The 23,031-nt window shown below is 58.6% G+C and carries 23 protein-coding genes and 1 tRNA gene; 18 read left to right on the top strand and 6 right to left on the bottom strand.

Features of this window, described 5'->3' with window-relative positions:
• Window positions 1–34 precede the first annotated feature (34 nt).
• Window positions 35–406, bottom strand: a complete 372-nt coding sequence (locus NW849_RS04285) for a HesB/IscA family protein (RefSeq protein ID WP_414356101.1) — start codon at window positions 404–406, stop codon at window positions 35–37.
• A 113-nt stretch (window positions 407–519) separates the two neighbouring features.
• Here NW849_RS04285 and NW849_RS04280 point away from each other — a divergent pair, with 113 nt between their 5' ends.
• From NW849_RS04280 to dusB, 5 genes are all read left to right on the top strand, one after another.
• The gene (locus NW849_RS04280) at window positions 520–1,488 is read left to right on the top strand and encodes a ribonuclease Z (RefSeq protein ID WP_041437346.1); all 969 of its coding nucleotides are present in this window, start codon (window positions 520–522) and stop codon (window positions 1,486–1,488) included.
• A 29-nt stretch (window positions 1,489–1,517) separates the two neighbouring features.
• On the top strand, window positions 1,518–2,381 hold the full coding sequence (locus tag NW849_RS04275; protein WP_414356098.1) for an RDD family protein: 864 nt from the start codon (window positions 1,518–1,520) through the stop codon (window positions 2,379–2,381).
• Between the two features lie 91 nt (window positions 2,382–2,472).
• Window positions 2,473–2,667 (top strand): 50S ribosomal protein L33, encoded by a 195-nt coding sequence (gene rpmG, locus NW849_RS04270; protein ID WP_011433240.1) that lies wholly within the window; start codon window positions 2,473–2,475, stop codon window positions 2,665–2,667.
• Window positions 2,668–2,696: 29 nt separating this feature from the next.
• Complete coding sequence (gene rpsR, locus NW849_RS04265; RefSeq protein WP_011433239.1) at window positions 2,697–2,912, top strand: 30S ribosomal protein S18; 216 nt, start codon at window positions 2,697–2,699, stop codon at window positions 2,910–2,912.
• A gap of 16 nt (window positions 2,913–2,928) precedes the next feature.
• Window positions 2,929–4,014: a tRNA dihydrouridine synthase DusB gene (gene dusB, locus NW849_RS04260; RefSeq protein WP_414356096.1), complete on the top strand. Its 1,086-nt coding sequence runs from the start codon at window positions 2,929–2,931 to the stop codon at window positions 4,012–4,014.
• An 81-nt stretch (window positions 4,015–4,095) separates the two neighbouring features.
• Here dusB and leuB read toward each other — a convergent pair whose 3' ends face one another.
• The 3 genes from leuB to petB all read right to left on the bottom strand — a co-directional run bounded on the left by leuB (window position 4,096) and on the right by petB (window position 6,677).
• On the bottom strand, window positions 4,096–5,211 hold the full coding sequence (leuB, locus tag NW849_RS04255) for a 3-isopropylmalate dehydrogenase (RefSeq protein ID WP_414341994.1): 1,116 nt from the start codon (window positions 5,209–5,211) through the stop codon (window positions 4,096–4,098).
• Window positions 5,212–5,418: 207 nt separating this feature from the next.
• The gene (petD, locus tag NW849_RS04250; protein WP_011433236.1) at window positions 5,419–5,931 is read right to left on the bottom strand and encodes a cytochrome b6-f complex subunit IV; all 513 of its coding nucleotides are present in this window, start codon (window positions 5,929–5,931) and stop codon (window positions 5,419–5,421) included.
• 98 nt (window positions 5,932–6,029) lie between these two features.
• A complete protein-coding gene (gene petB, locus NW849_RS04245) occupies window positions 6,030–6,677 on the bottom strand; it encodes a cytochrome b6 (RefSeq protein WP_041436518.1) in 648 nt (215 codons plus the stop codon).
• Between the two features lie 188 nt (window positions 6,678–6,865).
• Between petB and NW849_RS04240 the strand changes: the two genes are divergently transcribed.
• The 4 genes from NW849_RS04240 to NW849_RS04225 all read left to right on the top strand — a co-directional run bounded on the left by NW849_RS04240 (window position 6,866) and on the right by NW849_RS04225 (window position 10,918).
• Window positions 6,866–8,143 (top strand): S41 family peptidase, encoded by a 1,278-nt coding sequence (locus NW849_RS04240; RefSeq protein ID WP_414356094.1) that lies wholly within the window; start codon window positions 6,866–6,868, stop codon window positions 8,141–8,143.
• Between the two features lie 135 nt (window positions 8,144–8,278).
• Window positions 8,279–8,833 carry a phycobiliprotein lyase gene (locus NW849_RS04235; protein ID WP_414356093.1) on the top strand — a complete coding sequence of 185 codons (555 nt, stop codon included), beginning with the start codon at window positions 8,279–8,281 and terminating at the stop codon, window positions 8,831–8,833.
• A 74-nt stretch (window positions 8,834–8,907) separates the two neighbouring features.
• Window positions 8,908–9,432 (top strand): tetratricopeptide repeat protein, encoded by a 525-nt coding sequence (locus NW849_RS04230; RefSeq protein ID WP_414356092.1) that lies wholly within the window; start codon window positions 8,908–8,910, stop codon window positions 9,430–9,432.
• Between the two features lie 145 nt (window positions 9,433–9,577).
• Window positions 9,578–10,918: a hypothetical protein gene (locus tag NW849_RS04225; protein WP_414356091.1), complete on the top strand. Its 1,341-nt coding sequence runs from the start codon at window positions 9,578–9,580 to the stop codon at window positions 10,916–10,918.
• A gap of 123 nt (window positions 10,919–11,041) precedes the next feature.
• On the opposite strand, the gene NW849_RS04220 is transcribed toward NW849_RS04225, so the two are convergent.
• Window positions 11,042–11,359: a DUF3067 family protein gene (locus tag NW849_RS04220; protein ID WP_414356090.1), complete on the bottom strand. Its 318-nt coding sequence runs from the start codon at window positions 11,357–11,359 to the stop codon at window positions 11,042–11,044.
• 183 nt (window positions 11,360–11,542) lie between these two features.
• On the opposite strand from NW849_RS04220, the gene NW849_RS04215 reads away from it, so the two are divergent.
• Entirely contained in the window at window positions 11,543–12,061 is a 519-nt protein-coding gene (locus NW849_RS04215) for a cytochrome b6-f complex iron-sulfur subunit (protein ID WP_011433228.1), read from the top strand.
• A gap of 228 nt (window positions 12,062–12,289) precedes the next feature.
• Window positions 12,290–13,273: an apocytochrome f gene (locus NW849_RS04210; RefSeq protein WP_414356089.1), complete on the top strand. Its 984-nt coding sequence runs from the start codon at window positions 12,290–12,292 to the stop codon at window positions 13,271–13,273.
• Between the two features lie 62 nt (window positions 13,274–13,335).
• Here the strand turns inward: NW849_RS04210 and NW849_RS04205 are convergent, their stop codons facing one another.
• Entirely contained in the window at window positions 13,336–14,166 is an 831-nt protein-coding gene (locus NW849_RS04205; RefSeq protein ID WP_414356088.1) for a PhzF family phenazine biosynthesis protein, read from the bottom strand.
• A 208-nt stretch (window positions 14,167–14,374) separates the two neighbouring features.
• Here NW849_RS04205 and groES point away from each other — a divergent pair, with 208 nt between their 5' ends.
• From groES to NW849_RS04170, 7 genes are all read left to right on the top strand, one after another.
• Window positions 14,375–14,686, top strand: a complete 312-nt coding sequence (gene groES, locus NW849_RS04200; RefSeq protein ID WP_011433225.1) for a co-chaperone GroES — start codon at window positions 14,375–14,377, stop codon at window positions 14,684–14,686.
• Window positions 14,687–14,776: 90 nt separating this feature from the next.
• Complete coding sequence (gene groL, locus NW849_RS04195; RefSeq protein ID WP_414356087.1) at window positions 14,777–16,411, top strand: chaperonin GroEL; 1,635 nt, start codon at window positions 14,777–14,779, stop codon at window positions 16,409–16,411.
• A 340-nt stretch (window positions 16,412–16,751) separates the two neighbouring features.
• Complete coding sequence (locus NW849_RS04190) at window positions 16,752–17,546, top strand: DUF429 domain-containing protein (protein ID WP_414356086.1); 795 nt, start codon at window positions 16,752–16,754, stop codon at window positions 17,544–17,546.
• A 115-nt stretch (window positions 17,547–17,661) separates the two neighbouring features.
• On the top strand, window positions 17,662–18,825 hold the full coding sequence (locus NW849_RS04185) for a GuaB3 family IMP dehydrogenase-related protein (RefSeq protein ID WP_414356085.1): 1,164 nt from the start codon (window positions 17,662–17,664) through the stop codon (window positions 18,823–18,825).
• Window positions 18,826–18,866: 41 nt separating this feature from the next.
• Window positions 18,867–18,938, top strand: a tRNA-Val gene (locus tag NW849_RS04180).
• A gap of 299 nt (window positions 18,939–19,237) precedes the next feature.
• Window positions 19,238–20,818 carry an iron uptake porin gene (locus NW849_RS04175; protein ID WP_414356083.1) on the top strand — a complete coding sequence of 527 codons (1,581 nt, stop codon included), beginning with the start codon at window positions 19,238–19,240 and terminating at the stop codon, window positions 20,816–20,818.
• 444 nt (window positions 20,819–21,262) lie between these two features.
• Complete coding sequence (locus NW849_RS04170) at window positions 21,263–22,846, top strand: iron uptake porin (RefSeq protein ID WP_414356081.1); 1,584 nt, start codon at window positions 21,263–21,265, stop codon at window positions 22,844–22,846.
• The last annotated feature ends 185 nt before the right edge of the window (window positions 22,847–23,031 follow it).

The following is a 23,031-nucleotide window of genomic DNA, read 5'->3' as shown; positions in this document are numbered from 1 at the left end:
GCCCAAAGGCGGGTGGGAGGCAGCGATTGAGACTTTAGTGACCAACGACAGCAGCAGTCTCAGCAGTGGCAAAGGAGGTGCCACACCCACAGCTAGCTATTGCATTGGGGTTCCTGAAGCGGAAACCGCCCCCCAGCAGATCCTCGGAAAAGTCGACGGTGGTGCCGCTGATCAAGGTCATACTCAAGGGATCCACTGCCACCTGGATATCCCCAAAGTCGAAGGTGTGATCGTCAGGGTTGGCCCGAGACTCGAAGTTCATTACGTAAGAGAGGCCAGAGCAGCCGCTCGGCTTGACCCCTAGACGCAGGATGGGCTGGGATCCCTCTTTTTCGTACTTGCTGCGCAGGCGCTTCAACTCTTGGATGGCGCTATCGGTCAGGGTGATCATGACGAGAAGGCTCAAGGGTACGTTCTACTCCCCATCCTATCAGGGGTTTTTTCTCGGCCAGCGGGAGCAGTTGGTAAGCTAGGGATCCCAATCCTTGAGGTCTTGCCCCTGTGACAGATCCCAATGCCATTCGGATCACCTTTTTGGGCACCAGCTCCGGCATGCCCACCCGCCAGCGCAATGTCTCTGGGGTGGCGGTGCAGTTTCCCCAGCGGTCGGAATGGTGGCTGTTCGATTGTGGCGAGGGCACCCAGCACCAGTTGCTACGCCTAGACGAGCTGCGCCCCAGCCAGTTGCGCCGCATTTTCATCACCCACATGCACGGGGATCACATCTACGGCCTGCCGGGGCTGTTGGCCTCCTGTGGCTTGGGCAGCACCCCTGAGCACATCGATATCTACGGCCCGCCGGGCCTGGAAGAGTACCTGAAGGCGGTGTTGCGCTACAGCGAGACGCGCATCCCCTACGGCTTCCGCGTTCACACCGTCGAAACCGGTCTCATCCTGCAAGAGCCGGAATACTCCGTCTTCTGCGCGCCCTTGGATCACCGGGTGCCCGCCTTCGGCTACCGCGTGGTGGAACAGGATCGGCCAGGCAGCTTTAATGTGGCCAAAGCCCAAGCCGATGGGATCCCCTTTGGCCCTCTGTATGGGCAGCTCAAGGCCGGCCAATCCATCATCTGGCAGGGCCGCTGCTTTCACGGACGGGATTATGTCGGGGATCCCATTCCGGGCCGCAAATTTTCCTACTGCACCGACACCATTTTCTGCCGCAACGCCGTCGATCTCTCCCGGGCTGCCGACTTGGTGATCCACGAGGCCACTTACGCCCAGGCTGACTTAGAGCTGGCCCGCCGCTCCAAGCATTCCACCGCCGCCATGGCCGCCCAAGTGGCTGCCGAAGCCAAAGCTCAAGCCCTAATCCTCACCCACTTCAGCCCCCGCTACACCCCAGAAGCCCCCATTACCTTGGAAGACCTACTGGCAGAAGCTCAGGCCATTTTTCCCAATACCCTGCTGGCCCGCGATCGGCTGACCTACGAGATCCCCCGTCGCAGCCCGTCCCCTCTGCCGGTGGGTGTGGGCTTGCCTCGCTAGAATGGTAGAACTGACTGTCTCAACCGGCAATGACGGATCCCAGACCCTACCCCGAACGCCCCCAATTTCCAGAGCGGCCCAAAACCGAACAACTGGATCAAAGTGCTGGCGAGTGGCGAACCTTCAGCGCTTTGCCCCCTGCCACTTCTCTGCCCCCGGTTCAAGCCGAGCGGCCAGTCCCGCAAACGGCTGCTGAGGGGGAAACCCTGCCGAAATTGGCTCCCTGGAGTAAACGGATAGGGGCCTTTGCCCTCGACTTTGGGCTGGGGCTGGGGATCTCCTACCTAGCCCAAGGCTTGGCTGCTCTGGTAGGGGCCAATGCAGGCGCCGTGGACATGACCGGCTATCTCGCCTTCTTCGCCACCTGGCTGGTGAACCGCGGCTATTTCCAATCCCGTCCTGAGGGCCAAAGCCTCGGCAAATGGCTGCTGAACATCAAAACCCTGGATCCCGAAACCGAAGCCTCGCCGCACCTGGTTCGCTCTCTGGCTCGAGAGGGAGTGCTCTCCCTCTTTGTGCTTACAGAGGCCCTGCTGGTGCCTCTGGCTGCGGATGGGCTGTTTGCCGTCTTCGACAAGGAAAAACGCCAAACCATTCACGACCGGGCTGGACGCACCCTGGTCGTGGAAGCGGAGCGGGGCTATCACCTGGATGAAAAAGTCCTGCAGTTTTTGCAGGACATCCTAGAGGGGGACGCTGCTGACGACGTCAAATCGGCTGCTCGCGACCTGCTGCGCCAAGCCCAGCGCAATGACACCGTGCGGGATCTGTCCAAGCAGTTGCAGCGCCTGAGCAAAGATGTGGATCGCAACGCCCGTAGCCTACGGCAACAAACGGGCAAGCAAGTGAAAACTTGGGTTGATTCCGTCAAGGAAAAGTTGGATAATTGGTGATCGCCCTTATTGAGGCAAACCCATATCTCCAGCCTCAGGATCTGGGATTGCAGTTTCCTCATTGCCGTTTACCTTCGTCTTGGGATCCGTCATGGCCAAAGCAAAGGGTGCCCGCATCATCATTACTCTGGAGTGTACGGAGTGCCGCACCAACGTCAACAAACGTTCTCCAGGCGTGAACCGCTACACCACCACCAAAAACCGCCGCAACACAACAGCCCGCTTAGAGCTGAAGAAATTCTGCCCCCACTGCAACCGCCACACCGTCCACAAAGAGATTAAGTAGTTCAAGCCGTTTCGCCGTTCTCCTGACCTATGGTTTACGCTCGCCGCCGCCTGTCTCCCATTAAGCCGGGAGAGCCCATTAGGTACACCGATGTGGAGCTGCTCAAGAAATTTGTTACCGAGCGAGGCAAGATCTTGCCCCGCCGCATCACCGGCCTGACCGCCAAACAGCAGCGGGAGCTCACTGCCGCGATCAAACGAGCGCGCATCATGGGTCTTCTTTACTTTGTCAACAAAGAGGGATAGCTTTCTCCGGATCCCGATGGGCCTGCAGCTTTCGCCGGAACTCCAAGCCCGCTTGTCCCCACCCCTCGATATCGGTGGGGTGAAGGTTTTGAGTCGCGTCTTTCAGGCGCCGCTGTCAGGGGTAACCGACCAAGTCTTTCGAGGGCTGGTGCGCCGTTTTGCCCCCCACAGCTTGGTTTACACGGAAATGGTCAGCGCGACCGGCTTGCGCTATGCCCGCCAGTTGCCCCGCATCATGGAGGTTGGTGAGGGGGAGCAGCCTATTGGCATCCAACTGTTTGATTGTCGGCCCGACTTTCTGGCGGAAGCAGCCCGCATGGCTGTGGACGAAGGGGCGACCTTGGTGGACATCAACATGGGCTGCCCGGTGAACAAGATTACCAAAAACGGCGGCGGCTCTTCTCTGGTTCGCGATCCCGACACGGCAGCACGAATTGTGGAGGCGGTGGCCAAAGCGGTGGAGGTGCCCGTAACCGTAAAAACGCGCCTGGGCTGGTCGGATCAGGAGATCAACATTTTGGATTTTGCCCACCGTCTGCAGGAGGCAGGGGCGCAACTGCTCACCCTGCATGCCCGAACACGCGCCCAAGGCTTCAACGGCAAAGCCCGCTGGGACTGGATCCGCCGCGTCAAACAGCACCTGCGCATTCCCGTCATCGCCAATGGGGATATTTTCTCGACAGCCGCAGCGGTGAAGTGTTTGGAGGAAACCGGCGCCGATGGGGTGATGTGCTCCCGTGGCACCATGGGCTACCCCTTTCTGGTAGGGGAGATTGATCACTTCCTGAAAACCGGTCAAGAAAGACCAGCCCCCACTCCCCTGGAGCGAATTCAAATGGCCTTAGAGCATCTGCGCGGTCTCTGGGAGTACAAGGGAGAACGTGGCATCCGTCAGGCCCGCAAGCACATGACTTGGTACATCAAAGACTTTGCCGGAGCCTCTCAATTCCGCGCTCTCCTCTGTCGCATTGAGACGGTGCAGGAAGGGGAGGCTCTGCTTCTTCAAGCCATGGAGCGCTGCCAAGAAGCCACACTTCGACCGGAAGAGACGGTTGAAGCGACTGAAGAGGTCGACCTTCTCCCTGAAGCCGGTTGGGCGTAGCTCCAAGGATCCCCACAATTGGAAATTGCTTGGAAATCGCCGCACGTCTGCCTTGGCTGTAGCCTGTGGCCCCGAAAAAGGCTATTGCGCCTGCTGCTGGGACAGGGCTGCCACCAACTTTTCTCCCATTTCCTGGCAACCCACTAAAGTCATTCCCTCAGAGTAGAGGTCTGGGGTGCGGTACCCTTGCGCCAAAACGGCTTCTACCGCCTGTTCGATGCGGTCGGCAGCTTGCGGCTGATCCAGGGAGTAGCGGAGCATCAGGGCGCCGGAGAGCACCTGGGCAATGGGGTTGGCTTTGTCTTGTCCGGCAATGTCGGGAGCCGACCCATGTACCGGCTCGTATAGGCCGGGGCCAGAGGATCCCAGAGAGGCAGAGGGCAGCATGCCAATGGAGCCGGTCAGCATGGCCGCTTCATCGGAGAGGATATCGCCGAAGAGATTGCCCGTGAGGATGACGTCGAACTGCTTGGGCCAGCGCACCAACTGCATGGCGGCATTGTCGATGTACAGGTGGGAAAGTTCCACCTCCGGGTACTCAGCCGCAATGACATTGACCCGCTCCCGCCACAGTTGCGACACCTCGAGAACGTTGGCTTTGTCCACCGAGCAGAGCTTGCGCCGACGCTTGCGGGCCAGCTCGAAGGCAACTCGGGCAATCCGATCCACCTCAGCTTCGCTGTAGACCATGGTGTTCACGCCACGCCGGGATCCCTGGGCATCCGTGAAGATTCCCTTGGGCTGGCCGAAGTAGATGCCCCCCGTCAGCTCCCGCACCACCACCAGGTCGATCCCCGAGATCACCTCTGGCTTCAGGGAGGAAGCCCCCACCAGTTGAGGGAAGACTTTTACCGGGCGCAAGTTGGCAAACAGCCCCAGCCCCGCCCTCAAGCCCAACAAGGCCCGCTCCGGGCGTTTCTCAGGAGGCAGAGCGTCATACTTGAAGTCGCCGACAGCAGCCAGATAAACGGCATCGCTCTCTTGAGCCATTTTCAGGGTTTCTGCCGGCAAGGGATCCCCGGTCTGTTCGTAGGCGGCCCCGCCGATCAGGCCCTCTTGCCACTGAAGAGCAAATCCCATCTGCCGGGCAACTGCATCCAAAACGGCTCGTCCCACCCGCATGATTTCGGGGCCGATGCCATCTCCGGCAAGGGCTGTGATCCGATAGGTTCGAGCAGTTGAAGAAGAAGTGCTCATGAGCGGTCAAGCTGAAGATGAGGGCGTAGAGATACTACCATTTCGGCGGACTGGCCCATCCCTTGGCACACAGGTTTGCAGACAACTCCTCTAAAAAGCTCTCCAAATAACAAAGTGCAGCCTGGCCACCAACCTGCTGCACTCTGATGGTGATTCTGATGGTGATGATGACGATCAACCCATCAAGCGGGAGTCCCAGATGTTCTTTTAGAACAAGCCCAAGGTGACCCACTTATCCAAGGGCAAGGTGGCACCTATGCCCAGGTAGAGGGTGACCAAGGTGCCGATCAGGAACACCGTTGTCGCCACTGGGCGGCGCAAGGGGTTTTGGAACTTGTTGACGTTTTCGATGAAGGGCACAAACAAGAGACCCACAGGAATGGCAGACATCAGAGCAATTCCCAACAGCTTGTTGGGAGCAATCCGCAGGATGTGGAAGGCGGGGTAGAGATACCATTCCGGCAGAATTTCCAGAGGCGTAGCAAAGGGATCCGCCGGCTCCCCTACACCTGCCGGATCCATGACTGACAGGCCAACGATCACTCCAATAGTGCCCAGGATCACCACCGGAAACATAAAGAGCAAATCGTTGGGCCAAGCGGGCTCACCATAGGTCATGTGGCCCATGTTTTTCTTCAGCTTGGCTACAACTTTGGGGTTGTCTAGATCAACCTTGCGGGTAATGGCCTCGGTCGCTATCACCTGTTTTGAGACGGCCATGGGAGTTCTCCTTATCTAGGGACAAAAGTTCTGAAAAAGTGGCAGGTAAAGATCCCAGTTACCAGGAAAGTCAAAGGCGTCTGGGAGTCAAACCTTGCTCACAAAGGCCCAGAAATGCCTTGGCGGCGGATCATCAAAAAGTGCATGGTCATAAAGACTGCGGTCAGCCAGGGTAGCACGAAAGTGTGCAAGCTGTAGAAGCGAGTCAGGGTAGCTTGACCAACCGCTTCGCCACCCCGGATCAGTTGCACCAACAAGTCGCCCACCACCGGAATGGCACTGGGCACACCTGAGACGATCTTGACTGCCCAGTAGCCCACCTGATCCCAGGGCAGGGAGTAGCCGGTAACGCCGAAGGAGACGGTCAGCACCGCCAAGATTACACCGGTTACCCAGGTCAGCTCGCGGGGCTTCTTGAATCCCCCCGTCAGGTAAACCCGGAAGGTGTGTAGGATCATCATCAGCACCATCATGGAGGCACTCCAACGGTGGATGGAGCGCAGCAGCCAGCCGAAGTTCACCTGGGTCATGATGTAGTTCACCGACTCAAAAGCCTCGGCCACCGTCGGACGATAGTAAAACGTCATGGCGAAGCCGGTGGCAAACTGAATTAAGAAGCACACCAGCGTCACCCCGCCGAGGCAGTAGAAGATGTTAACGTGAGGCGGAATGAATTTTCCCGTTGCGTCGTCGACGAAAGGCGTAATCTCCAGCCGCTCGTCCAACCAGTCGTAAACTTTGCTCATAATGTCTGCATTTTTTGAAGTTGGCTCTCGAGGGCGGGGCAAGCCCACTCTCCTCAGCAATGTAACACAATCTTTTAACACTATCCTGGCGCCGGGCTCAGCTTGGGAACCAAGATCTTGATCCCAGTAGGCCAGACGAGCTTTTGATATTGCGTTTTGTTCATGTTTCTTAATGTTTTTTGGGATCGATGGTTGTGCAGAAGCCGAGATACACAGGGATCCTTTGGAGAGGGTGGGGGATCCGCCTTGTCTTGCTTGGGTGTTTGCTCTGGGCGAGTTTGGCCATAGGCCCCTGTCCGGTGCAGGCCAGCCGTTGGGGAGAAGAGCAGCAACTGCTGGCGCAGGCTTGGGCCTACGTGGATCGGGCCTACGTGGATCCGGGGTTTAACGGGCAAAACTGGTGGCAGGTGCGGCAGCGGTTTCTCTCCCGGCCCCTGAAGGAGCGCAAGCAGACTTACCAGGCCATCGAGGAGATGTTGGCCACTCTGGGGGATCCCTTTACTCGCTTTCTGGATAAAGAGCACTACCTCAGCCTGCAGACCTCCACAGCCGGCGAGCTGAGCGGTGTCGGCTTGCAGATTGCCATCGATGAGCAGGGGGCGGTGCGGGTGATTGCCCCCATGGAAGGCACTCCTGCCGAGCAGGCCGGGATCCAACCCCAGGATGAGATTTTGGCGGTGGATCGGGTGCCGGTGGCGGGGCTGAGCCTGGACGAAGTGGCCGAGCGGATGCGGGGGCGCAGCGGCACGCCGGTTACTTTGAAGCTGAGGCGGCAGGATCGCATTTGGGAGGTGGAGCTGGTACGCCAATCGATCACCATCAACCCCGTGCGCACCCGTTTTTTTGAGCTGCCTCAGGGATCGGTGGCCTACATTCGCCTCAGCCAGTTCAACGGCAATGCTGCCGCTCAAGTCCGCCAAGCCATTCGAACCGCAGAAGCTCAAGGGGTGCGGGGCTACATTCTCGATTTGCGCAACAATCCGGGGGGACTCTTGCAGGCGGCTATCGAGATCGCTCGCTTCTGGATCCCCAAGGGCGACATTGTGCTGGTGACGGATCGCCACGGCATTCAGGACAGCATTCCCGCCACCGGCGAGGTGCTTACAGAGGCGCCGCTGGTGGTCTTGGTAAATCAGGGCAGCGCCAGTGCCAGTGAAGTGTTGGCCGGGGCACTTCAGGACAGTGGGCGAGCCCAACTGGTAGGAACGCGCACCTTTGGCAAGGGGCTCATTCAATCCCTGCTGGAGCTGGCGGATGGCTCGGGGCTGGCGGTGACCACGGCCAAGTACCTCACCCCCAGCGGCCACGACATCCATCGCCAGGGGATCCAGCCCGATGTGGTGGTGGCGGAGGGATCCGTTCCTCTGACGGCGGAAACCTTGGCCGGGCCGGAGGACATCCAGCTCCAGCGAGCCCTGGAGTTGTTGGGGCAGCTCCAAGGGATCCGGGTGGCCAAAAGCCCGTGAGGAAGGGGATCCCACGGTAGAACTCAATCGTTGGCATTCAGGATTTGGATTCCTGGTTGTTTTCGATTCGTTTTAGGATCGAAAGCAGGGTTTCCCGTCCAGCGCTGATCTCTGACTCTGTCCGCTCCCGCCCGCATGAACGCTATCCAGCAATTTCACCACTTTTTCAACTGCTGCATTGGAGCTTGGCGCACAGAGCGCACCTACCATTACCTAGACCGTGGCGAGGTGGAGCGCTCCCGCACCGAGTTCACCATTCGCACCCTCACCCCTGAGCTCAAGCACAAGGTGCTCGCCGACAACAACTACCCCAACCACAACGTGGATGGTTTTCTGGGCTTTCACTTGGCTTTTGAGACGGTTTCCGAAAAGGGTGAGGAGGCCGGGCAAGAGCTGAACATGCTGTTCGTCCCTCGGCAGGAAACCCCCTTGGGGCTGCAGGGAGACTACCTGCGGGATCGGGCCTATGAGGAAGATCGCCCGATGGTGGCGACTTTCCGGTTTGATCCCGGATCCCTGCAACTGGTGATGACCACCACCTACACTCGTGTGGTTGCCGTAGATACCATCACTCTACTGAATCCGCGCCTGCGCCTGCGGCAGATCCTCACCTACCAGCGTCCCCCTCAGGGTCAGCCTTTGCAGGAGCTGTTGCTGGTGGGGTTTGGGGTAGAACAGAAGCTGACGTGACCTACTCCCGCACTCATGCTGATGCATAGAGGACGGGGCTTCCCGGCGGTCTAGCTAACCTGCGGATCCTGAGCATGACGCTTCCCGAAGACTTGAGATTGTCTCAGCACTTGGCCCTGATCCAGTCGAGGTTCGAGCGAGGACAATATCGGCAGGCGCTAGAGCAGGTTAGGCAGGCCCAAAGCCGCTATCCGCAGTCGGGTAAGCTACGGCTCTGGCAGGCCCTGGCCCAAGAGGCCCTTGGCGAAACGCAGGAGGCCATCCTGTTGGTTCAAACCTTGCTGCGCAACCCAGATCCAGAAGTCGCCCAGCAGGCTCGCTATGTCTTGGGCATCTGGCAAGCCCCTCGTCTGCGACGTTCGGCGGAGTGGTTGAGCGAAATTCCCGATCTCAGCCGGCTGGAGGAAACTGATCCCCCGGAATACCGCTTGGCCTATGGGCGCTCTCAACGCAAAGGCCCTTCCCCAAGATCTGGCGCTCCTTCTGGGGATCCCCTCAGCCGCCGTGAAGTGGATCCCCCGTTGGATACCCAGCCCCTCATCTGGGTGTTGATCGGGATCCTCTCGACCCTGCTGGCCGTGATGGCTTGGCTGCCCTAGAGGGGGGTATAACCCTCGCCGCTGCTGGGTTAGTGGGGAGATACTGGGAGTAGAGGAAACGATAGGTCTAGCTCAGGGGAGCGGATCTGCGTCCAGGGATCCCGACAGGCTCCTCGGCAATTGGGGCAGAAAGCGGAGGTTAAGAGTGGCTACACAAACATTGGTGATGGATGCAGTGGAGCAGTTGGGCCTGCGGGTCACGCTGGGAGATATTGCATCCAGCACGGGCTTGGCTCTACACGAGGCCAAACAAGAGCTGCTGAATTTGGCCCAAAAGGCGGAGGGGCATCTCCAGGTTTCCCGGCAGGGGGAGATTACCTATGTTTTCCCGCCGGATTTTCGCAGCATTCTCAAGCGCAAGGAGCAGCAGGATCGGCTAGCAGCCCTGCGTCGCCGGTTGTGGGGGGGCTTCCTCTATGGGTTGCGCATCTCCTTTGGCATTCTGCTGGTGGTGTCAATTGTCTTGATCGTCCTGGCGTTGATTGCCTTGCAGATGGCCAGTAGCCGCGAGCAGGACAATCGCAGCCGATCGCGGGGGATAGGGTTTTATTACTTCCCCAACCTTTGGATCGGCAACCCCTTCTGGGATCCTTACCCCTACTATGGGAGCTACTCCGGTCGGACGCGCCCCCGCCAGCCGCAAAAATCCGAGCTGAACTTCCTGGAAGCGGTGTACAGCTTCCTCTTTGGGGACGGGGATCCCAATGCCAACCTGGAGGAGGAGCGCTATGCCCTCATTGGCCAACTGATTCGTGCCAATGGGGGGGTGATCGCAGCGGAACAGGTGTTGCCCTACCTGGATGTGGAGCCGGGATCCCCGGCCTTGGAATACGAAGATTACATGCTGCCCATTTTGCTCAAGTTCGACGGTCAGCCGGAGGTCAGCGAGGACGGGGACATTGTCTACCGCTTTCCGGAACTGCAGGTGGCCGCCTCAGAGCGTGAGCCCAAGAGGATCCCCGAAGTGTTGCAGGAGAAACCTTGGGTGTTCAGCCGGGCCACGCCTGGTCAACTGACCCTGGCAGGGGGTTTGGGAGTTCTCAATTTCTTTCTGGCCGCCATTCTCTATGGGGCACGGGAAGAGGTGGCAGCGGCAGCCGGCAGCAATGCTTTTTTAGCCTTCATCTACCCGTTGATTGGGTTTCTGTTTCTCTACGGCAGCCTCTTTTTGGCGGTGCCCGCCGTTCGCTGGCTAGCCTTGCAAATCCGCAACCAGGGGGTGGAGCATCGCAATCGTGTCCGGCAGCTTTGGCGAGAGCATCTGCAGCATCCCACAGAGGCGCTGCTGCGCAAACTTAGCTTTGCCCGCCGCTTCCGCCGTCAGGAAGTTGTGCCAGAGTCAGACACCATTTACTCAACCGATCGGGATTTGATCGAGCAGCGGGACTACCGTCTGGACGATCCGGTGTTCCGCCAGCTTTTGGAATCCAAAGCTCAGCAGGATCGCCCCGAAACCGAACAAGTGCGCCAGCAGCGTCCGCTCTAGAAAGGGCATGGCCTTTGGGCAAACTCCCGGTCTACCGTTTAGGCCGAGACAGATTCGAGTTTCTTGGCCAGCCGGCGAATCCAGCGCTTAGGTTTGCTTGGACTTCTTTCTCCCCAGGAGAACTCACAACAACCACTCGGAGACTCGCTCCCCCACCTTCTGCAAATCCAGAGGAATGGCCACCGCCTTGCCCATACGAGGTCTCTGACGGGTGGACTCGATCTCCCGACGCACCGCTTCCCACACCCCCCAAGCCTGCAAATGGGCCAGCACGTTCTCCAAGTGGGCCAAATACTCGGCCTCGCTCAAGGGGAAGGAGGGCTGCTCCAGATAGCGCCACATCACCAGCAACACCACCTTCTGCTGGATACGCCGCAGCTGCACGTCGTAGGAATAGCCCCACTTCTCGCGCAACAAAGCTTGAAAGTCGGATCCCTTCATCAGGACTGCTTGAGACTGGCTTGGATCTGGCTCCAACCTTGCCGGGTGGGCCGCTCACCTTGGGAAGAAAGGCTACGGCCTCTTCCAGCGTTGCATTTCTTAACGATATTGGCCAGAGGGGTCGGTTAGGATGATGTCGCTTGTCAACGAACGTTAAAACTTCTCAGGTTTGCATTTGCCATTATGACGGAAGCGGTTAGCAACTTTGAAGCGCCCCCCATGAGCCGGCGGGTTCTTCTCAATGCCCTGCTCAGCGGCTCTGTGGGAGTCGTGGTGGTGGGCGCCCTCTACCCGGTGGTGAAGTACTTTATTCCGCCCTCTGCCGGTGGAGGGGGTGAGGGCCTCATCGCTCAGGACGCCCTCGGCAAGCCCATCAGCGTCAGTGAGCTGTTGGCCACCCATGCTGCCACGGACCGGGTGCTGGCCCAAGGTTTGAAAGGGGATCCCACCTACATCGTGATCGACAATGGGGCGGTGGCCAACTACGGCCTCAACGCGGTTTGCACCCACCTTGGCTGCGTGGTGCCCTGGAATGTGGGGGAAAATTTGTTTAAGTGCCCTTGCCACGGATCCCAGTACGCGGCCAATGGCAAGGTGATTCGGGGGCCGGCTCCCCGCTCGCTGGAGCTGGTGAGCGCCACGGTGGATGGCGACAACGTTCGCTTCAGCCCCTGGCAAGGCCCTGATTTCCGGGAGACCTAAAGGGCAAGGGATCCCGCCAGTTCTGCCCAGGCAATTGCGTCAGCGGTGCGGAGCACCTTTCCAGTCCAACTGTTGACCGGCCCCTGATCTCCCTGATCTAGAAGGATGGTGAGGTAAGGATCCTGGCTGTGCCGGCTTTTGCCAAGGGATTTGGGGCAAGTCGTCGAGATGGCTATTTCAAGACTGTGTCCTAAAGCTGTGATTGAAATCCATTCTGAGCTGAGAGTTATGAAGCGAATTGGCTTAGTCTTCTGCGCGCTGCTGCTGCTGCTGGGGATGGGGGCACGTCCGGCGGCAGCCTACCCCTATTACGCCCAGATGGCCTACGACAACCCCCGCGAGGCGACCGGAAAAATTGTCTGTGCCAACTGCCACCTGAACGCCATGCCCACTCGCGCCGAGGTGCCCCAGGCAGTCACCCCCGGCCAGGTGTTTACCATCAAAGTTGGGATCCCTTATGACCTGAGCAAGCAGCAGGTGCTGGCAGACGGCAGCAAGGGTGGGTTGAATGTGGGCGCGGTGGTGGTCTTGCCGGAGGGCTTCCGTTTAGCCACCGAAGCCGAGATGACCGAGGAACAACGGCAAGAAACTGCCGAGACCTACATCACCCCCTACAGCGACGCGAAGCCCAACATCCTCCTGGTCGGGCCTTTGCCGGGCGAGCAGCATCAAGAAATCGTCTTCCCGGTGGTGGCCCCTGACCCGAAAGAGGATCCCTCGGTGGCCTTCATGAAGTATCGCGTTTACATTGGGGCCAACCGGGGTCGCGGTCAGCTCAACCCCGACGGCAGCCTCAGCAACAACAACGTCTTCCGCGCCCCAGCCACGGGGCGTCTAGTCAACATCGCCACCCTCAACTCCGATATCAGCGATCTGCCGGCTGAATTGGCCAGCCTGGTGCCCCCGGAATACGAGCTGCCGGGCACGAGAGTTCTCAGCTTCGAGACCGAAAGCGGGATCCAAAACCTGGTGGTGCCGCCTGGGCCGGAACTGGTGGTTGCCGTTGGCGACAGCGTCAAAGAAGGGGATCCCGTCACCAACAATCCCAATGTGGGCGGCTTTGGCCAGGTGGAGCGGGATCTGGTGCTGCAAAGCCCGGAGCGGGTGAAATGGCTGGTGGCTTTCCTGGCAGCCGTTACGATTGCCCAGCTCTTATTGGTGCTCAAGAAAAAGCAGGTGGAGCTCATTCAAGCCGCCGAAATCCTTGGCTAGCTCAAGCTCTTTCCTGGCCTGCACCTCGGAGGTATCCGAGGTGTTTTTTGTTCGGTAGGGTTCTAAGGTAGCCTCAGCTCTCCTCTGATCACCTGCACAGCCTGCCCGGCAATCTCCACGCGAGAGCCGAGATCGCGACACCAGAGCTCCCCGCCGCGGCTGGATAGCTGGTGGGCCTGTAACTCAGAGCGACCCAGGCGTTTGGCCCAATAGGGCATCAAAAGACACTGGGCGGATCCCGTCACTGGATCTTCCGGGATCCCCAGCCGAGGGGCAAAAACGCGGCAGACAAAATCCGGCCCATTCCCCAGAGCCGCCCCAGAGGCTGTGACGATCAACCCCGGAACGGGGAGTGCTTGAACCTGGGCCAGATCCGGTTGCACCTGCTGCACCTGTCCCGCCGAAGCCAGCACCGCCACCCCCATACCCCCGCGGTACAGCTCCACAGGTGGGATCCCCAAAGCCGCTGCCACCTGCTCCTTGGCTTCTGGCCAAGGTTCCGGAGTTTGAGCAGGAAAATCCATGGCCAGGCGATCCCCTTGCCGCCGCACCTGCAACAGGCCACTGCGGGTGGAAAAGGCTACCCTCTCCGCCTCAGGATGCACCTCGGTGAACAGCACATGGGCACCAGCCAAGGTGGCGTGGCCACAGAGATCCACCTCCGTCGTCGGCGTAAACCAGCGCAGCCCATAGTGGGGAACCTCGCCCTGGGATCCCTGAGGCAGTAAAAAAGCCGTCTCCGATACATTGTTCTCTGCGGCAATGGCTTGCATCAGCGCCTCTGGCAACTCCTGGGGCAGCAGACACACCGCTGCCGGATTGCCGCCGAAAGGCACCGCCGTAAATGCATCCACCTGAAAAAACGGGATCCGCACGTTCTCAACCCAGCCCAACTCAGGCCATGATCCCACACCGGCACCAAAAGTAGGGGGATCCGCACCCCGACCGCACCTGCCAAAAGCGGGATCCCGCTGACAAAGGCTATTGTCAGGCCAGAAAGTTGGCTGATAAACTAGCACTCGTAAGTCGAGAGTGCTAAGTCGCTTCCCCTCGGGAAGCGGAATTAATGGAAATTCGTTAGGATCACGGAGGACATTCGTCATGGCTGCAGTGGCTCTTAACGTCTCTACCCTGAAGCCGCTGGGCGACCGCGTGCTGGTCAAAATCGCTCAGCAGGACGAGAAAACCGCAGGTGGGATCTTCTTGCCGGACACTGCCAAGGAAAAGCCCCAGGTGGGGGAAGTGGTTGCTGTTGGCCCTGGCAAGCGCAACGACGAGGGCAAGCTGATCCCGATGGAACTGAAAGCCGGCGACAAAGTGCTCTACTCCAAGTATGCCGGAACCGAAGTCAAGCTGGGCAGCGATGAATATGTGCTGTTGGCCGAGCGGGACATTCTCGCCATTGTTCAGTAATGGTCAGTGATTCAGCAGCAGTTCAACGAACGATTGAATCCTTGAGACTCTGTTTCACCCTTACCTGCATTTGCATCGGAGAGGTTGACTATGGCCAAATCAATCATCTTCAGTGAAGAAGCCCGCCGCGCTCTAGAGCACGGCATGGATATTTTGGCAGAAGCCGTAGCCGTTACCCTGGGTCCCAAAGGGCGCAACGTCGTGCTGGAGAAGAAGTTTGGCGCCCCCCAAATCATCAACGACGGGGTAACCATTGCCAAAGAAATCGAGCTGGAAGACCACATTGAGAACACAGGCGTTTCCTTGATCCGGCAGGCGGCTTCCAAGACCAATGACACGGCTGGGGATGGCACCACCACGGCCACGGTCTTGGCTCACGCCATGGTGAAAGAAGGTCTGAAAAACGTGGCTGCCGGCGCCAACCCGATTGCCCTAAAGCGGGGGATCGACAAGGCGGTGAAGTTTTTGGTAGACAAAATCGCCGAACATGCCCGCCCGGTCGAAGATTCCAAAGCCATTGCCCAGGTGGCGGCCATTTCCGCCGGTAACGATGAAGAAGTGGGCCGTATGATTGCCGAGGCCATGGACAAGGTGGGCCGCGAAGGGGTGATCTCCCTGGAAGAAGGCAAGTCCATGACCACCGAGCTGGAAGTGACGGAAGGGATGCGCTTCGACAAGGGCTACATCTCCCCTTACTTCGTCACCGATACCGAGCGGATGGAAGCGGTTCTGGAAAACCCCTACATCCTCATCACCGATAAGAAGATCACCCTGGTGCAAGACCTGGTACCGGTTCTGGAGCAGGTGGCCCGCGCCGGTCGTCCTCTGCTGATCATCGCCGAAGACATCGAGAAAGAAGCGCTGGCTACCCTGGTGGTGAACAAGCTGCGGGGTGTGCTGAGCGTGGTAGCGGTAAAAGCCCCTGGCTTCGGGGATCGCCGCAAGGCTATGTTGGAAGACATTGCCATCCTGACCGGTGGTGAGGTAATCAGCGAAGAGCGCGGCCTGAAGCTGGAGAACGCTCGCCTCGATTCCTTCGGCACTGCCCGTCGCGTCACGGTAACCAAAGACAATACCACCATCGTGGCGGAAGGCAACGAAGCGGCCGTGAAAGCTCGTTGCGAGCAAATTCGCCGTCAAATTGAGGAAACCGACTCCACCTACGACAAAGAAAAACTGCAAGAGCGCCTGGCCAAGCTCTCCGGCGGTGTGGCAGTGATCAAAGTGGGCGCGGCCACTGAAACCGAGATGAAAGACCGCAAGTTGCGCCTGGAAGATGCCATCAACGCCACCAAAGCGGCGGTAGAAGAAGGGATCGTTCCCGGCGGCGGTACCACCTTGGCACACCTGATCCCAGTGGTAACCGAGTGGGCGCAAGCCAACCTGTCCGGCGATGAACTGGTGGGGGCCAACCTGGTCGCCCGCGCTCTGGGTGCTCCGCTGCGCCGCATTGCTGAGAACGCCGGCCAAAACGGCTCCATTGTGCTGGAGCGGGTGAAAGATAAGCCCTTCAACACCGGCTACGATGCTCAGAACAACGCCTTCGTGGATATGTTCGAGGCGGGCATTGTAGACCCGGCCAAGGTTACCCGTTCCGCCCTGCAAAACGCCGCTTCCATTGCGGGGATGGTGCTGACCACCGAAGCAATCGTGGTGGACAAGCCCGAGCCCAAAACCAACACGCCGGCAAGCAGCGGCAGCGGCATGAGTGACTACGACTACTGATCTGTTGATTGCCACAGGGAGGCGGATCCCTTAGGCTCACCGAAGAGTTTGGGGGCACTCCGCTTCCGGGCTGAGCATCTTGGATGAATCTCTGGGGATCCCCTGGTAGGATCCCTTTTCTTGTGGATTTTCATCAAGACGCAGGCAATCCGGCGGGATCATTCCCAACGACCGTGAGACAGCAGCGAAACTGTTTGTGATGCTGATCCCTAACCCCTTTTCTCAGAGGGAGAGGGTCTGGGGGTGAGGGCGCTAGAGCCATGCAATCGGGAACTGCCTCAAACTGGTTTTTTGATAACGACTCTGATTCTGTCCAACTTGAAGAGAAGGGGAAGGCGGTGTGGCTCAGTTGATCTGCATTGGCCTGGATCTGGCCTGGTCAACCCGCAACCCTTCCGGTCTGGCCACGCTGCGAGTCCAGCTCGGGGATCCCGGCAGGCAGAACTTGACAGGCCATCTGGTCGATAGCCGCATTCTCCAAACGGATGAGGAGATCCTGGACTATATTCAAGCTCAGGCGGGCGAAGATCCCTGCTTGGTGGCGGTGGATGCCCCCCTGCGCGTCCCCAACCTCAGCGGACAGCGACGGGCCGAGGCCGAACTGAACCGGGTGTTTCGCGCCTATGCAGCCGGGGCCCACCCAGCCAACCGCCGGCTTCTAGAAAAAAACGGCCAGGTGAGAGGGGAAGCCTTGGTGCAAGCCCTAGCCAGTTATGGCTTTCGGGAGCAGGCCAGCATCGAGCGAGGAAAACTTACCCGCCAAGTGACCGAGGTCTTCCCCCACAGCGCCTTGGTCAGCCTCTTTGGCCTCAGCCGCACCCTAAAATACAAGGCCCGCCCTCGACGCACCTGGCCGGAACGGCAACAAGCTTGGCAACTTTACCAGCATCATCTGCGCTCTCTGGCTGCCGCTGACCCGGCTCTCCAGGATCACGAAGAGCTGCTCCAAGTGAAGGTGGGATCCCTCAAGGGCCGTCGACTCAAAAACTACGAAGATCAGGTGGATGCGTTGATGTGTGCCTACATCGCCCTCTACGGGTTCCGTTGGGGATCCGAGCGCTGCCGCAGTTTCGGCAACCTGCAAGAAGGGCACATTTTCACGCCCTTGCCCCCTCGAACCTCTGAGGCTGATTGAGACCCGCTCCGGGATCGCAGGTGGAAATCCCAACCAGAAGAACAAAACTCTCGCTAGCCTTGGATCCCTCCTTGGCGGCATGATAAAAACAAGGGATCCGCAGAACAGGGGAAAAATGGACGTGCAACTGGGCCGCAATCGGCAGGCAAGACGCGCTTACGGGCTGGATGAAATCGCGCTGGCCCCAGGCAGACGAACGCTGGATCCCAGCCTGGTGGACACCCACTTCACTCTGGGAGGGATCCAACGGCAAATCCCCATCATCGCCAGCGCCATGGATGGCGTGGTGGATGTGCGAATGGCCATTTTGCTCTCGGAGCTGGGAGCTTTCGGGGTGTTGAACCTGGATGGCATCCAAACCCGCTACGCCGATCCCGATGAGGTGTTGGATCAGATTGCGTCGGTGGGCAAAGACGAGTTTGTGCCCCTAATGCAGCGCCTCTACGGCGAGCCGGTGAAGCCAGAGCTAATCCAAGAACGCATCCGCCAGATTAAAGCCTCCGGCGCCATTGCCGCCGCTAGCTGCGTGCCCGCCCACGCCGCCCAATACGGCCCCCTGGTGGCGGAAGCCGGGGGGGATCTGTTCTTCGTTCAGGCCACGGTAGTTTCCGTCCACCACAAGGTTCCCGAAGGCATGGAACTGCTGGATCTGGCCCAATTTTGCCGGTCGATGCCCATTCCTGTTGTGGTGGGCAACTGCGTTACCTACGATGTCGCTCTGGAGCTGATGCAGGCCGGAGCTGCCGGTGTCTTGGTGGGGATCGGCCCTGGCGCTGCCTGTACTTCCCGAGGCGTGTTGGGGGTGGGAGTGCCGCAGGCTACGGCCATCGCCGACTGTGCCGCTGCACGGGAGCAGTTTTTGGCGGAAACCGGCGCCTACGTTCCCATCATTGCCGATGGCGGATTGGTGACCGGCGGCGATATTTGCAAGGCCATCGCCTGTGGAGCGGACGCAGTGATGATCGGATCCCCCTTGGCCCGCGCCCATGAAGCCCCCGGTCGCGGCTTTCACTGGGGCATGGCCACCCCCAGCCCCATCTTGCCCCGCGGCACCCGCATCCGCGTGGGATCCACCGGCACCTTGGAAGAAATCTTGCGCGGCCCCGCCCGCCTGGACGACGGTACCCACAACCTCTTGGGCGCCCTGCGCACCAGCATGGCCACCTTGGGGGCTGCCAATCTTCGAGAAATGCAGCAGGTGGAGATCTGCATTGCCCCTTCCCTGCTCACAGAGGGGAAGGTGTACCAGAAGGCGCAAAGCCTGGGCATGGGGAAATAGTCCCTTGGGAATGCTAAACTCGGTGGACTGGGATCCCTCGGGGGCGGTTAGCTCAGCGGTAGAGCGCCTGCCTTACAAGCAGGATGTCACTGGTTCGAGTCCGGTACCGCCCATCCCCACCGGAGCTTGCAGCTTGAGAGCTCTGTCTCAGTTTGAGATACACCCGCTAGCCAGAGCCGGATCCCTGAGGTAGAGTAGTGGATATCGAGCCTCGATCATCTACCGCAGTTGGGTCTCGCATTGAGTCTTGCCCAGAAAGTGTGTAAAGTGGTAGACGATGTGGACTTCGGCTGTATCATGTCTTCCCAGAGTCCGCGATTGCCAGGCTCGTTGTTGAGGTAGGCAGTTTGTCGCTTCTATGAGGACATCCCTACAGCCAAAAAGGTGTGAGGAAAAGAACAAGGAGAGAAACATGCCCGCGAAACACGCGAACTACTGGAAAACGCTGCTGGCCGGCACTCTGGGTGCAGCAGCGGTCCTGACCCCTGGAGTGGCTTATGCCCAAGCTACCGGGCCGGTCACCTCCATCTCTGAGCTTTCGGATGTGCAGCCCACCGACTGGGCCTTCCAAGCCCTGCAATCCTTGGTGGAGCGCTACGGTTGTATTGCCGGCTACCCTGACCGCACCTTCCGCGGCAACCGGGCTATGACTCGCTTTGAGTTTGCCGCCGGTATGAACGCCTGCTTGGATCGCATCAATGAGTTGATTGCAGCCGGTTTGGCCGACAAAGTCTCCAGGGAAGACTTGGCCACTCTGCAGCGCTTGCAAGAGGAATTTGCTGCTGAGCTGGCAGCCCTGCGCGGGCGGGTGGATGCCCTGGAAGCCGATGTTACTGATTTGAAAGGGAAGGTCTTCAACCCGGTTACCAAGTTGAATGCCCAAGTCATCGCCGCTGTTGTAGGCAGCGCTCTCACGGAAGACAGAGTTGTTGATGGGAAGGTAGTAGCAGAGCAAAACCAAGCCAACATGACTCTTCCCTATCGGGTACGCTTGAACTTCGATGCTTCTTTTGTGGGTCGCGATCGCCTGCGCATTCGTCTCCAAGCTCGCGATGCGGTAACCACCTTCTTTGAGGGTGACCCAGGCGTTGGCTTCCAAGGAGGCGCGGGTGGTACCTTCACCCTTGCCCAGCTGGTTTATCAATTTCCTGCTTTCGACCGCGCTGCTACTATCTACACGGGCATTACGGGTACGGGAGTGTCGAGCGTTCTGCAGTACAGCACGCCCTTTGATGCCCTGTCGGACTTTGCCGATGCTCCCAACTCTACGGCAGATGTGCCCAGCGGAACCCTATTTGGTTTTCGCTACCGTTTGAGCGACCAGTTTCGTTTAGCCTACGCCTACAGCACCAGAAGAGGGCAAGCCTTGGGGAGAGGCTTTGGCGACAGTGGCTTAACAGGTGATGATAGCGCTCACACCGTCGAGCTGGGCTTCTTGCCAACCGAGAGCTTGGAGTTTTACCTTCAGTTTGCTTCCACCTACCTGCAGCAGGCGAACGACGGCCCCACCTTCCTGGCCACGGGTAAAAGTCTCTTCCGTGGACCGGTAAGAAGAACTCGGGTAGATGTCTCTGCGCGGGTAAACGCCTTTACAGTCGCAGCCAACTGGGAGATTAGCCCTCGCATTACCTTGTCTGGCTGGTTTACGGCTGGCAATGTGGATTACAACCTGCCCAATGTGGTACCAGCTGGTACTGTTGATCCGGGTGAGGAAGACTTTAATGGTTTCCTCTTTGGCTTTGTTTTCCCTGACCTCTTTGTGGAGGGTGCCAAAGGCGGGATTGTATTTGGGCAGCCAATCGTGACCACAGACAACGACGGAGTGTGGGATACTCGCCCCTTCGTTGTGGACGTCTACTACAGCTTCCCGGTCAACGAGTACATTACTCTAACGCCTGCTGCCTACTTTGTGAGCAACCCCAATGGCGGCAGACCCGGAGACAACGACCCAACCATTGGCGTGGGGGCTTTGCGAGCTGTGTTTACTTTCTAGTTCCTAGCTCCTCACGCTTACAGCCAAATTGCCAGGCAGGGATCCACTACGGTGGATCCCTTCATTGAATAAGAATAATCAACTCCTCTGTGGGGATAAGGATGCTGGCATTGAAGAGCTTGAGGTTGAGCTTAAGACGAGGCCATGGGCTACAAAAAGCGCACTGCGTGAGATCTGCCCAGGTCTTTGCCACAGGCTCGGTGTAGGTGTGAGAATGGCGGGAACAGATACCCATGTCTTGGCCACAGATGTGGGGACACCGCATTAACTGTAGGGCAGACCGGACAGCAAGAGGATGTGGACTTCGGCTGTATCATAATCTCCACATCATGTCTTCACCGAAGTCCGCAGTTGCCAGACTTGTTCTTGAGTTAGGCAATTGGTTATCTCTAGAAGACATCCCTACAGCCAAAAAGGTGTGAGGAAAAGAACAAGGAGAGAAACATGCCCGTGAAACACGCGAACTACTGGAAAACGCTGCTGGCCGGCACTCTGGGTGCAGCAGCGGTCCTGACCCCTGGAGTGGCTTATGCCCAAGCTACCGGGCCGGTCACCTCCATCTCTGAGCTTTCGGATGTGCAGCCCACCGACTGGGCCTTCCAAGCCCTGCAATCCTTGGTGGAGCGCTACGGTTGTATTGCCGGCTACCCTGACCGCACCTTCCGCGGCAACCGGGCTATGACTCGCTTTGAGTTTGCCGCCGGTATGAACGCCTGCTTGGATCGCATCAATGAGTTGATTGCAGCCGGTTTGGCCGACAAAGTCTCCAGGGAAGACTTGGCCACTCTGCAGCGCTTGCAAGAGGAATTTGCTGCTGAGCTGGCAGCCCTGCGCGGGCGGGTGGATGCCCTGGAAGCCGATGTTACTGATTTGAAAGGGAAGGTCTTCAACCCGGTTACCAAGTTGAATGCCCAAGTCATCGCCGCTGTTGTAGGCAGCGCTCTCACGGAAGACAGAGTTGTTGATGGGAAGGTAGTAGCAGAGCAAAACCAAGCCAACATGACTCTTCCCTATCGGGTACGCTTGAACTTCGATGCTTCTTTTGTGGGTCGCGATCGCCTGCGCATTCGTCTCCAAGCTCGCGATGCTGTGACTGAGTTCTTTGATGGGGATCCCGGCCTTGAGTTTGGCGGCCGTGGCGGCGGCACTTTCACCCTGGCCAAGCTGATCTACCAATTCCCAGCTTTCAACCGAGCAGCTACCATCTACACGGGTATCGTTGGCTCAAGTGTGTTCGATGTATTCAACTACAGCACACCCTTCGAAGCTCTCTCCGACTTTGCTGATGCTCCCAACTCCACGGCGGACGTGCCAGGTGGAGCTCTGTTTGGCTTCCGCTACCGACTCTCGGATCAACTACGCTTGGCCTACAGCTACAGCACCAGGAACGCTCAAGCCTTGGGCAAGGGCTTCGGCGACAGCGGTATAACCGGTAGCGATAGCGCCCACGCGGTGGAGCTGGGCTTCCTGCCGAATGAAAATCTAGAGATTTACCTGCAGTTTGCCAGTACCTATCTGCAGAAGGCAAACGATGGCCCTGAGTTCTTGGCCAACGGTACAGCTCTTTTCCGTGGCCCTCTGCGGAGGACGATGGTAGATGTTTCTGCCCGTGTCAATGCTTTCTCGGTGGCAGCCAACTGGGAGCTTAGCCCTCGAATTACCGTATCCGGCTGGTTTACTGCTGGCAATGTGGATTACAACTTGCCCAACGTGGTACCGGCTGGCACCATTGATCCGGGTGATGAAGATTTCAACGGGTTCCTGTTTGGCTTTGCTTTCCCGGATCTCTTCATTGAGGGTGCTCAGGGCGGTGTGGTGTTTGGCCAACCGATTGTCAGCACCGAGGAGGGAGTTTTTGACAGCCGTCCTTTCATCGTGGATGTTTACTACAGCTTCCCGGTGAACGAGTACCTCACCCTTACCCCGGCAGCCTACTTTGTGAGCAATCCCAATGGTGGGCCTAGCAAGTCTGGGGATACCGATCCAACCATCGGCGTGGGTGTCTTGCGGGCTGTGTTTGCTTTCTAGTTCCCAGAGTCCTTACGCTGACATTCAAGTCGTTAAGTTAAGTAGGGATCCACTGCAGTGGATCCCTTTTTTGGTTCAAACCTTACTTTATGGTCATTTCGACTCAGACTAGGTTGTGTTGATCTTTCATTTGAGCCAAAAGAGAGCACTGACGAGATAGAGAAAACTCAAGAAGTTCCTGGCCA

Origin of the sequence: Synechococcus sp. R55.3 (assembly GCF_047461975.1) — a bacterium.
GTDB lineage: Bacteria > Cyanobacteriota > Cyanobacteriia > Thermostichales > Thermostichaceae > Thermostichus.
The sequence above is the reverse complement of the archived record's forward strand: the minus strand, read 5'-3'. Positions and strand labels throughout refer to the sequence as shown.

Bases quoted from the DNA above. Each gene is read 5' to 3' on its own strand.
- groES (WP_011433225.1), top strand. From the start codon at position 14,375: ATGGCTGCAGTGGCTCTTAACGTCTCTACCCTGAAGCCGCTGGGCGAC.
- petB (WP_041436518.1), bottom strand. From the start codon at position 6,677: ATGAGCAAAGTTTACGACTGGTTGGACGAGCGGCTGGAGATTACGCCT.
- NW849_RS04215 (WP_011433228.1), top strand. From the start codon at position 11,543: ATGACGGAAGCGGTTAGCAACTTTGAAGCGCCCCCCATGAGCCGGCGG.
- rpsR (WP_011433239.1), top strand. From the start codon at position 2,697: ATGGTTTACGCTCGCCGCCGCCTGTCTCCCATTAAGCCGGGAGAGCCC.
- dusB (WP_414356096.1), top strand. From the start codon at position 2,929: ATGGGCCTGCAGCTTTCGCCGGAACTCCAAGCCCGCTTGTCCCCACCC.
- NW849_RS04220 (WP_414356090.1), bottom strand. From the start codon at position 11,359: ATGAAGGGATCCGACTTTCAAGCTTTGTTGCGCGAGAAGTGGGGCTAT.
- NW849_RS04275 (WP_414356098.1), top strand. From the start codon at position 1,518: ATGACGGATCCCAGACCCTACCCCGAACGCCCCCAATTTCCAGAGCGG.
- NW849_RS04185 (WP_414356085.1), top strand. From the start codon at position 17,662: ATGGACGTGCAACTGGGCCGCAATCGGCAGGCAAGACGCGCTTACGGG.
- NW849_RS04235 (WP_414356093.1), top strand. From the start codon at position 8,279: ATGAACGCTATCCAGCAATTTCACCACTTTTTCAACTGCTGCATTGGA.
- NW849_RS04170 (WP_414356081.1), top strand. From the start codon at position 21,263: ATGCCCGTGAAACACGCGAACTACTGGAAAACGCTGCTGGCCGGCACT.
- NW849_RS04240 (WP_414356094.1), top strand. From the start codon at position 6,866: ATGGTTGTGCAGAAGCCGAGATACACAGGGATCCTTTGGAGAGGGTGG.
- NW849_RS04175 (WP_414356083.1), top strand. From the start codon at position 19,238: ATGCCCGCGAAACACGCGAACTACTGGAAAACGCTGCTGGCCGGCACT.
- petD (WP_011433236.1), bottom strand. From the start codon at position 5,931: ATGGCCGTCTCAAAACAGGTGATAGCGACCGAGGCCATTACCCGCAAG.
- leuB (WP_414341994.1), bottom strand. From the start codon at position 5,211: ATGAGCACTTCTTCTTCAACTGCTCGAACCTATCGGATCACAGCCCTT.
- NW849_RS04210 (WP_414356089.1), top strand. From the start codon at position 12,290: ATGAAGCGAATTGGCTTAGTCTTCTGCGCGCTGCTGCTGCTGCTGGGG.
- NW849_RS04230 (WP_414356092.1), top strand. From the start codon at position 8,908: ATGACGCTTCCCGAAGACTTGAGATTGTCTCAGCACTTGGCCCTGATC.
- rpmG (WP_011433240.1), top strand. From the start codon at position 2,473: ATGGCCAAAGCAAAGGGTGCCCGCATCATCATTACTCTGGAGTGTACG.
- groL (WP_414356087.1), top strand. From the start codon at position 14,777: ATGGCCAAATCAATCATCTTCAGTGAAGAAGCCCGCCGCGCTCTAGAG.